Here is a 9,846-nt window from a genome sequence, read left to right on the forward strand (position 1 = left end):
ATGGAACAAGCTTAAAAACAGAAAATTCAATCAGCTTTTATGCGACGCTAGTGACTTCCTTTCTAAAAAATATATTGCTATTTTATTAATTAGTCATCAACAAAACCTCAACATAACTTCCATATGCCACTTAATGTATCCATTATAATGGAAATTAATATATTTTAATACAAAAATCTTTAAATAAATTCATATTTAGTACAAAAAACCACCGAAAAACGATAGCTCGCTTTTCGATGGTTTTTTAATGCCTATTCATCAAGGGAATCTTGGGAATTGACCGAAATCAGGCTTACGCTTTTCTTTAAATGCGTCGCGTCCTTCTTTCGCTTCATCTGTTGTATAGTATAATAACGTAGCGTCACCAGCCATTTGTTGAAGACCCGCTAAGCCATCTGTATCAGCATTCATTGCTGCTTTTAAGAAACGCAGCGCTGTAGGTGACATTTCAAGCATTTCCTCACACCACTTTACCGTTTCATCTTCAAGCTCTGCATATGGTACAACCGTATTGACTAAGCCCATATCTAATGCTTGCTGTGCATCGTATTGACGGCATAAATACCAAATTTCACGCGCTTTTTTATGACCAATGATACGCGCTAAATAACCTGAGCCATAGCCTGCATCAAATGATCCTACTTTTGGACCTGTTTGTCCGAAGCGTGCATTATCTGCCGCAATCGTTAAGTCACAAACTACATGTAATACATGACCGCCACCAATCGCATAGCCTGCTACCATTGCCACAACTGGCTTTGGAATAACGCGGATTAAACGTTGTAAATCAAGAACATTTAAACGTGGAATTTCATCGTCACCTACGTAACCACCATGTCCACGCACTTTTTGGTCTCCACCTGAGCAAAATGCGTGCTCACCTTCACCTGTTAAAACAATAACGCCGATATTTTTATCATCGCGCGCACGTGTAAATGCATCAATTAATTCCACTACCGTTTTTGGGCGGAATGCATTTCGTACTTCTGGACGGTTAATTGTAATTTTTGCAATACCGTTATAAAACTCATACTTAATATCTTCATACGTATGTAATGAAGTCCATTCGCGTGTCATAAAAGTTACCTCCTAAATTTCTTGGAATACTTCCTTTACTATTGTAGCAAACTCTGCGAGATTTTCCACATGTATTGCATGTCCAACACCGTTAATTGTGCGGTGCTCTACTTGTTGGATACGCTCTCGCATACTTTCTGCAATCGCTACAAATTTCGTATCGAGCTGCCCTGTTATTAGGGTAACAGGCATCTTTAATTGATGTAATCGATTCCATAAAGGTGGCATTACGCCTGTACCGATGCCGCGCAAGCTGTTTGCTAAGCCTATTTCACGCTGCTGTAGACGCTCCTCGCGCAACGTTTGTTGCACAGCTTTTGGCAACTGCTTTTGCGAGGCAAACAGCGGGATGGTTTCCCATTTTTCAACAAAGGCCTTAAGCCCATTTTGTTCAATGCTTTGTGCTAACTGATTGTCTGCTTCCTGACGCGTTAGTCGCTCCTCTGTTTTTTCAAGTCCTGGTGAGGCACTTTCTAAAATTAAATGCTGAATTTTCTTCGGATAATGGACAGCATAAGAAAGCGCCACACGCCCGCCAAGCGAATAGCCGAGTAAAATAAATGAATGTAAACCGAGCTGCTTAAATAGTTTGTCTAAAATCTCGAGTTGGGCATCCATCGTATAATACACTACATCATCTGGTGCGTCTGTTGCGCCATGCCCCATTAAATCAATTGCCACTAGACGTACTGGCACTTCATTTGCAAGCGGCTGCCAAGTATTTGCGCTTCCTGTAAAGCCATGCAAACAAACAAGCGTTGGCGATAGATGATCATTCCAGCTACGCACATGCACGTTAATGCCATTTATTTCTGTAACCATGCGCTTAACTCCTCACCGATACGTTGCCATAAAGCGCGATGTGATGCAACATTGATAGCACGATCCGTCATCACCTCTAGCAAGCGAATTGGTCGGTCTTTCTCCGCTTGCAAAGCCGCTTCGAATGTTGATAAATCTTCTAAGCGGTCATATTGCACATCATACATCGCAGCTAGCTCTCTAAATGTTAAAGCTGTCGGTGTACCAAATAAATCTTCATAATGTGCATTAACGCTCGCCTGTGGTAAATAAGAGAAAATTCCACCGCCATCATTATTCATCACAATAATATTTAAATCATTCGCTTGATAGCGTGACGCAACAAAGGCATTAGCATCATGTAAAAAAGCTAAATCTCCAATAATTAAATAGGTTGGACGCTTATGCACTGTGCTGAAACCTAATGCAGTTGACGTCACACCGTCAATACCGTTTGTGCCACGATTTGCAAAAATGCGTATATCCTTCATTGTTGTTAAGAAAAATGTATCAATATCACGAATCGGCATACTGCTACTAACGAAAATATCACTGCCACTCGGGAGTAGCTCTACTATTTTCTGGACAAATGCGCCTTCATCCTGCGCATGCGTTGCGTATGCTTCAATATGCTTTCTTGCAATATGCTCAGCTTGCTGCCACAATGCTAAATAGTCGGATGCTCGTGATTCGACAGATAATTGCGCAAGCCATTGCCCTGGCTTACCTTGAATAAAATGCGTTGAACTATTCGTAGAGTCGCGGAACAAGGCATCTTCATCGATAACGATATAATGTGTCGGTGCTGATTTTGTTAAAAACTGCATTAAAAACTTTGACACAGGCTGTGCACCAAAGCGGATTACGGTATGCGGCGCAACTGTCCCTTTAAAATGCTCATTTTTTAATAATGCATCGTATGTGGAAATCACATATGGTAAACAGTCCTCAGGCACATTGCCACGCATATTGGCCAAGCTCTCAATTAAAGCGGGGAGCTTACATTTACGAATAAACGCCCAAAGTGGTGCTACATCTGTTCCTAGAGGCAATTCGCCAATCACTATCAGACCTTTTTCTACTTCATTAATTGTTTGTGCTAAAAAATTGCGCGCTTCTACTGATGGTGCATTTTCTTGCATAAAGCTCGCCTTAAATGTCAGCTCTGGCAAGCTGCTAAAATCGATTAATAAAGGCTCTCGAAACGGAATATTAATGTGCACAGGTCCACAAGGCGCTGTCGTAGTAATTGCCACTGCACGCGCGATATGGTGCTCAATAAACGATAATGTTTGCGGTGCATCATCTGGAATCGGAAATTCCATCGAATATTTGACTTGCTCACCATACAAACGAATTTGATCAATCGTTTGTGGAGCCCCTACTTCACGTAGTTCATGTGGACGATCTGCTGTTAACACAATCAATGGCACACGTGCATATTTTGCCTCAATGAGCGCAGGGAAATAATTGGCTGCCGCAGTACCCGATGTACATAGTAAAACGACAGGCTTTCCTTTTGCTTTTGCAATGCCTAACGCATAAAAAGCTGCTGCTCGTTCATCAATTTGACGATGCATCTTAAATTGTTCAGTTGATGCAAAGGCATAGGCAAGTGGCGTTGAGCGCGAGCCTGGGCTAACGACCACTTCCGCCACACCATGCTGGAATAAAGAAGCAACGATGCGATAAACATAATTTGTTAATATTTCACGCTCATTCATGAACTGCTCCTCCTAATGCACGCAACATTGGTCTAAACTTCACTAACGTTTCCTCGTACTCCGACTGTGCCTCAGAATCTGCTACAATGCCGCCTCCTGCATATAAGTAAGCTGAATTGCCAAGCAAGGCTGCTGAACGAATCGCTACAGCAAATTCCCCATTGCCGTCCGCATCTAACCAACCAATTGGTGCTGCATAAAGTCCTCTATTCATCGCCTCAAACTCGCGAATAATCTTCATTGAGCCTTCTCGTGGTACGCCACCAAGCGCTGGTGTTGGATGCAAGTCTTTCACTAATTGTAAAATGGTTGCACCTGTTGCAAGCTGTCCTTCCACAGGCGTATATAAATGCTGGATATCCCGAATTTTTAATAGCTTCGGCTGCTGTGGTACTCTAACAGCTGTACAATTTTTTTCAAATGTTTCTGTAATCATTTCCACAACATAATGATGCTCACCACGATTTTTATTATCTTGTAGCAAGCTTTCTCCTAATGCTTGGTCCTCGTCTGCTGTTGCTCCACGCTTGATTGAGCCTGCGATACAGGAAGAATAGGCGCGTCCGTTTTCAACTTTTACTAAACGCTCTGGTGATGCACCGAAAAATAGCATGTCTTTACGTTCTACACCAAATAAATAACTTTCAGGCTGCTCATTGACAACATGAGACAAAATTTGCGGTGATGACACAGCTTCCTCAAATTGCAGTGCAAGCGAGCGTGCAATGACTACTTTATCTGCCTCTTGTGCTTTGATTTTTGCTGTCACTGCATCGATTGATTGCAAATAAGCTTCCTTATGTGGCTCGCTATATGAAGTAATTTGTGGCTTCACATACGTTTTCACTTCTTTCACCTGTGCCGCATGGATTAAATGGTCTCGCTGTTTACGCAGCTCTTCAAACTGTGGTGCTGCATTTTCGCCATCTGTTATTAAATGAATGCTGACATATGCTTTATCGTTGCGAATCATTAGCTGATATGTTGCCACTGTAAAATAGCTCTCTGGAAAGCCGCTCCATTCGCCCGCGGTTGTATTTTCTGGGTCAAATGTAAAGCCTCCAAATAGAATTGGCTGCAATTCCTCTTCCGTCACAATATTTTTCGTTAATTGCTTCCACTGTTCTTCGACTTGATCGAAGCGCATATTCGATAAATTATTTTCGATAATATGCGCATGTCCTAAACCAACTAATGTTAATGTTTTTTCTCGATTTTGCCAAAAATAGCGCTGCCCTTTATAAGACTCTTCACCAGCTGCAAAAAAGGCAAGTGCCGACAATCGACTTACCTCAATCGTTTCCATATAGAAGATGGTCCCAGCATTCAAAGAGCTCGCCTCTACCTCAGTGGCGTTGTACCACTTTTGTTGCATGAAAATTCCCTCCGTTGTTGCAATGTAAACGTAGCATTTCTTGCTCATCTATTATTTGTCAATTGCTCTATCGTGCATAATATGACTATCCATACTATCATATCACTTTTTTGCACATTGTAATATGGATAAGCATATACACTACCCATTTTCCTAATATTCGTTTAAAATAGATTCGATACTTTTTATTTTAATTTAAAGCCTCTGGCGGATGTGATACTTTAAGCTAACTTTCACTAGGTAGCCAGTTACACCAAGGCGCAATTGATTTTGAGGGAGAGAAGTAAATTGACAAAGGTAATTGAGGCAGATCGGGGCTTTCAAGTATGGTGGCACTTAACGCGTCCACATACATTAACAGCTTCATTCGCTCCAGTATTTTTAGGAACGGCAATCGCTGCCACTATTTCACAGCATGACATTAACTTTTTGTTATTTTTCGCCATGCTCATGGCCAGCATGCTAATTCAGGCGGCAACTAATATGTTTAATGAATATTATGACTATAAACTAGGACTCGATAATGAAAATTCAGTCGGCATTGGCGGTACAATTGTACGCCACGGTGTTGCACCAAAAACGATTATGATGATTGCTCTTAGCTTTTATGGCATTGCACTATTACTTGGCATTTATATTTGTGCCGCATCTTCTTGGTGGCTCGCAGTTGTCGGGCTTATTTGCATGTTAATCGGGTATTTATATACAGGGGGACCTATCCCAATTGCCTATACACCTTTTGGAGAACTTGTTTCAGGTGCTGTAATGGGAATGGGCATTGTCTTGATTGCCTTCTTTATTCAAACGGGCACTGTGACATGGGAAGCAGTTTTGCTGTCGATTCCTAGCATGATTTTAGTAGGTGGCATTATGCTTGCTAATAATATTCGTGACATTGTTGGTGACACGGAAGGTGGCCGTAAAACGATGGCGATTATAGTGGGCCGTGAACGTGCTATCACGATTTTATCGCTATTTTTCATCGTTTCTTATTTATGGATTATTGGGCTTATTATTATTGATGATATTTCTGAATGGGGGCTGCTCATCGTATTGAGCCTACCAATGCCTTTAAAGGCTATTACCGTATTTAGAGCGCATAAAGCACCTAAAGATGTGATGCCTGCCATGAAATATACAGCACAAACAAATACATTTTTTGTTTTTTTACTAGGTGTTGGGTTGTTAGTTGGGCATTTTTTGTCTTGATTTCTTCATGTGAGTGAAAATATATGGGAGGTTTTCTGACTATATCGGTGCTTTTCTGTGAGATATCTGCGCTTTTTTAATTATATCGGCGTTTTCCTTGATATATCTGCGCTTTTCTAATTATATCGGCGAATTCATTAATTACGCTGAGGCATAGTGACGTCCAGATTTTTTTCAAGTCCCTTATGCCTCTCTTCAAAATAAAAAGTGCTAAGAACGCAGGCAAATACCTACATTCTTAGCACTATTTTTTATTTAAAAGCTTGCGCTGCCGTTACAGCTTTTTTCCAGCCACCATAAATATTTTCACGATGTTCCTCATCCATATCTGGTGTGAATTGACGGTCTAAATTCCAGTACTTGCCGATTTCCTCTGTTGATTGCCAGTAACCTACTGCAAGACCTGCTAAATATGCCGCGCCTAAAGCTGTTGTTTCATTAATGACAGGACGATCTACAGGTACATTTAATAAATCTGCTTGGAATTGCATTAAGAAGTTGTTTGCTACAGCCCCACCATCAACACGTAGCTTCGCTAATGGAATATTCGCATCTACTTCCATCGCAGTTAATACATCCTTCGTTTGGTAGGCCAATGACTCAAGTGTCGCACGTACAAAATGCTCCTTTGATGTACCGCGCGTTAAGCCAAACACAGCACCACGCACATCTGAATCCCAATATGGTGTCCCTAAACCTACGAATGCAGGTACAACATAAACACCTTCTGTTGATTCCACACGCTGTGCATATTGCTCTGACTCTTCAGCCGAGCGGAACATGCGCAAGCCATCGCGCAACCATTGAATCGCAGAGCCTGCAACGAAAATGCTGCCTTCTAACGCATATGTGACTTTACCATCTAAGCCCCATGCCAGTGTTGTTAATAAACCATTATTTGATTTTACCGCTTTTTCGCCTGTGTTCATTAACATAAAGCAGCCTGTGCCGTACGTATTTTTCACCATACCTTCCTCAAAGCATGCCTGACCGAATAATGCAGCCTGTTGGTCACCTGCTGCGCCGGCAATTGGTACAGAAGCACCGAAGAATAAAGATTCCTCTGTATAACCGTACACCTCAGATGAAGGACGCACATCTGGTAGCATTGCTGCTGGTACATTTAAAATATCCAGCAATTCTTCATCCCACTTTAAATCATAAATATTGTACATTAATGTACGTGAAGCATTCGAGTAATCGGTTACATGCACTTTACCACCAGATAACTTCCAAATAAGCCATGTATCAATTGTGCCGAATAATAAATCGCCTGCCTCCGCTTGCGCACGAGCACCATCCACATTGTCTAAAATCCATTTCACCTTTGTGCCAGAGAAATACGCATCGATTAATAAACCTGTTTTATCGCGGAACAAATCGTTGTAACCGTTTTCTCGCAACTCCTCACAAATCGCATTCGTCTGGCGTGACTGCCATACAATCGCATTGTAAACCGGCTTGCCTGTATGCTTATTCCAAACAACTGTCGTTTCACGTTGATTTGTAATACCAACTCCTGCAATTTGCTTTGAATCAACGCCCTTTTCAGATAACACAGTTGCAATACATGATAAAATAGAAGACCAAATTTCCTCTGCATGATGCTCTACCCAACCTGCTTGTGGGAAATGCTGCTGGAACTCCTGCTGTGCAGTGTGTACGATGTTACCGTTTTCATCAAACAAAATCGCACGTGAACTTGTCGTACCTTGGTCTAAAGCTAAAATATATTTTTTCTCTGTCATTAAAATTACCTCCAATTTTATCTTAATCTAAAAGAAAGCATTCCTCTTTAATAGATGATTTCGTTAGCATTTTCTGAACTTAGCTAATATTTATTATACATTAATCGCGTACATTTTTTACCGTTGCTTGTGCACCGATGAAAATTGCTGCAATTACAACTGCTAAAACCCAAAACGCTACGCTGTTTTTACCTTCAAAAATTTGTTGGAAAAATAGTGCACCGAAAGCGCCTCCAATAATTGGACCAACTACAGGCACCCATGCATAAGACCAACCTGAATCACGCTTGCCCGGAATCGGTAATAAAAAGTGTGCGATACGTGGGCCTAAATCACGTGCTGGATTAATTGCATAACCAGTTGGTCCTCCAAGTGCCATACCAATTACAACGATTAACATACCTACTAAAAATGGATTCAAACCATCCGTAATTGTGTTTGTACCTAATGCTAAAATACCTAACACAAGCATAAAAGTACCGATTATTTCTGAAATTAAGTTCGATAATGGATGCTTAATTGCGGGCATCGTCGAGAATACAGCAAGCTTTGCATCCGAGTCTTCCGTACCTTTCCAATGTGGTAAATACATGAAATACACTAATGTTGCACCTAAAAACGCACCAATCATTTGTGCCACAATATAGGCTGGTACATCTGCCCAAGGGAAACTCCCAATGGTTGCCAAGGCAATCGTTAACGCTGGGTTTAAATGTGCCCCACTAATTCCTCCTACTGCATAGGCAGCCATCGCTACTGCTAAGCCCCATGCGAATGTAATTACAACCCAGCCACCGCCATTACCTTTTGATTTGTACAGCAATGCGCCTGCCACAACACCACCACCAAACAAAATAAGAATCATCGTACCAATAAGTTCAGCTGTAAATGTAGACATCTTATATCCCCCTTTAGTTAATTTTTATTAAGCAAGGACGCAAAAAAGACCCACACTTAAACAGCCTGCAAAAATTTTTGCAGATGAATAAATGTGGGTCCCTTTTCCTAACCACGCTTCTATGAACTTGTATCCATTCTAGATAAAAAATCGACAATAGTCAACTTATTTTTTGAAATTTTCCCATAACTTTTTATCAGATGTCGTAATAGCAATTGCACCAGCTGAAATTGCTTGCTCAATATGGTCAGTAGATCGTATTAAGCCACCTGTAATAACAGGTGTTTGTGTGCGCTCATAAATTTCCTCAATCATTGATGGAATAATTCCTGGCAATAATTCAATATAATCAGGCTGTGCCGTCTCTATCATCGTATAGCTTTTCTCTAACGCAATAGTATCGATTAAAAAGACGCGTTGAATCGCGATAATACCGCGCGACTTTGCCTTAATCAGCACATTAGAACGTGTGGAAATAATCCCTGCTGGTCGAATATCATTACATAAAAAATCAGCAGCGAAATTATCTGTTTTCAAGCCATGGATTAAATCTGCATGTATAATTAGCTTTTTACCAAAGCGATCTGCCTCTCGCTTCAAAGACAGCAATAAGCTAATATGTACTTCTAACAACACGATATACTCAAAAGAGCTATTCAAAATTTCATCAAACTGCTTCACAGTACGTGCAGCAGGAATAATTTTTTGCCCATTAAAATGCATGTCATCCCCCCTTCTGCTAGAAAAGAACACAAGTCTTTCCCGACATTTTATTCTGTATGAACAAGCTGTAATATCTCGATTTAAAAAACGAATTGTTTAAAGCTCGATTAATGAAACTACCAATCAGTGGGAGATGAGAAAAGCCCCACTGATTGACCGTTCACTTTATCTTAATTCATCTGTCTCTAACAAATACCAAAAACTCGACATTTTGCGCAAAGAAACTGTTTCAAAGTTAATTTATCCCGTATTAACAGGCTGTAAGACCCCCACTTCAAAATAGTGAGTGGA

At 40.9% G+C, this 9,846-nt stretch carries 8 protein-coding genes; 1 reads left to right on the plus strand and 7 read right to left on the minus strand.

Going from position 1 to position 9,846, the window contains the following annotated elements; translation table 11 throughout:
- Positions 1-258: 258 nt before the first annotated feature.
- The 4 genes from menB to C9J34_RS10600 are packed head-to-tail and all read right to left on the minus strand — an operon-like array spanning position 259 to position 4,977.
- A complete protein-coding gene (menB, locus tag C9J34_RS10585; RefSeq protein WP_107839840.1) occupies positions 259-1,077 on the minus strand; it encodes a 1,4-dihydroxy-2-naphthoyl-CoA synthase in 819 nt (272 codons plus the stop codon).
- A gap of 12 nt (positions 1,078-1,089) precedes the next feature.
- The gene (gene menH, locus C9J34_RS10590) at positions 1,090-1,899 is read right to left on the minus strand and encodes a 2-succinyl-6-hydroxy-2,4-cyclohexadiene-1-carboxylate synthase (RefSeq protein ID WP_107839841.1); all 810 of its coding nucleotides are present in this window, start codon (positions 1,897-1,899) and stop codon (positions 1,090-1,092) included.
- Complete coding sequence (gene menD, locus C9J34_RS10595) at positions 1,884-3,602, minus strand: 2-succinyl-5-enolpyruvyl-6-hydroxy-3-cyclohexene-1-carboxylic-acid synthase (RefSeq protein ID WP_107839842.1); 1,719 nt, start codon at positions 3,600-3,602, stop codon at positions 1,884-1,886. Before menD ends, menH begins: the two co-directional genes overlap by 16 nt.
- On the minus strand, positions 3,595-4,977 hold the full coding sequence (locus tag C9J34_RS10600) for an isochorismate synthase (RefSeq protein WP_107839843.1): 1,383 nt from the start codon (positions 4,975-4,977) through the stop codon (positions 3,595-3,597). The genes menD and C9J34_RS10600 overlap by 8 nt, the downstream gene beginning before the upstream one ends.
- A gap of 288 nt (positions 4,978-5,265) precedes the next feature.
- Between C9J34_RS10600 and C9J34_RS10605 the strand changes: the two genes are divergently transcribed.
- The gene (locus C9J34_RS10605; RefSeq protein WP_107839844.1) at positions 5,266-6,186 is read left to right on the plus strand and encodes a 1,4-dihydroxy-2-naphthoate polyprenyltransferase; all 921 of its coding nucleotides are present in this window, start codon (positions 5,266-5,268) and stop codon (positions 6,184-6,186) included.
- Positions 6,187-6,437: 251 nt separating this feature from the next.
- On the opposite strand, the gene glpK is transcribed toward C9J34_RS10605, so the two are convergent.
- The 3 genes from glpK to C9J34_RS10620 form a co-directional block, all read right to left on the minus strand.
- A complete protein-coding gene (gene glpK, locus C9J34_RS10610; protein ID WP_107839845.1) occupies positions 6,438-7,934 on the minus strand; it encodes a glycerol kinase GlpK in 1,497 nt (498 codons plus the stop codon).
- A 100-nt stretch (positions 7,935-8,034) separates the two neighbouring features.
- The gene (locus C9J34_RS10615) at positions 8,035-8,832 is read right to left on the minus strand and encodes an MIP/aquaporin family protein (protein WP_107839846.1); all 798 of its coding nucleotides are present in this window, start codon (positions 8,830-8,832) and stop codon (positions 8,035-8,037) included.
- A 165-nt stretch (positions 8,833-8,997) separates the two neighbouring features.
- Positions 8,998-9,555, minus strand: coding sequence for a glycerol-3-phosphate responsive antiterminator (locus tag C9J34_RS10620; RefSeq protein WP_107839847.1), 558 nt, complete (start codon positions 9,553-9,555; stop codon positions 8,998-9,000).
- Between the last annotated feature and the right edge of the window lie 291 nt (positions 9,556-9,846).

The organism is Metasolibacillus meyeri, from assembly GCF_003049505.1.
GTDB classification, from domain to species: Bacteria; Bacillota; Bacilli; order Bacillales_A; family Planococcaceae; genus Metasolibacillus; species Metasolibacillus meyeri.